Source organism: Mesorhizobium sp. M2E.F.Ca.ET.209.01.1.1, from assembly GCF_004010375.2.
Taxonomy (GTDB): domain Bacteria; phylum Pseudomonadota; class Alphaproteobacteria; order Rhizobiales; family Rhizobiaceae; genus Mesorhizobium.
Genome location: NZ_SADP02000190.1, coordinates 1 through 443, shown reverse-complemented (window position 1 = coordinate 443; position 443 = coordinate 1). Strand labels below are relative to the sequence as shown.

Genomic DNA, 443 nt, shown 5'->3' with positions numbered 1-443 from the left:
CTGCAACGACGGCAGGAGCGGCTGACCGTCGGCGAGGACATCGCTGAGGACGTCGTTGAAAGCGACGATCTGATCGAGTTGATCACCGACGAAGCAAGGAGCGAACTTGGCGATCTAAATGCCGCGATCGCTCATGTCGAAGCGATGCTGAAGATTACAGGGGCTACTCGCGACGCTCCGGATGAACGCATCGAGAAGTTGCTCGACTGGATCGAAGCGGAGATGCTTGATGACAAGCACGAGTGGAAGGATCGCAGGCTGATCCTGTTCACCGAATGGGACGACACCCGCCGCTGGGTCGTTGAACGTCTTGAGGAAGGTCTAAGCGAGCGCAGCCGCGGCCGGATCGACCTTAGCGGCCGTATAGTCAGCTTCACAGGCCGCACCAGCCTCTATGAGCGCGACATCATAAAGGAACACTTCAACGCGCCATTTGAGATCGG

The 443-nt window shown here is 58.0% G+C and carries 1 protein-coding gene; it reads left to right on the top strand.

Annotated elements, in window-relative coordinates:
• Positions 1–78: 78 nt before the first annotated feature.
• On the top strand, positions 79–443 hold a 365-nt coding region (locus tag EN852_RS41200; RefSeq protein ID WP_210238286.1), incomplete at its 3' end, for a hypothetical protein.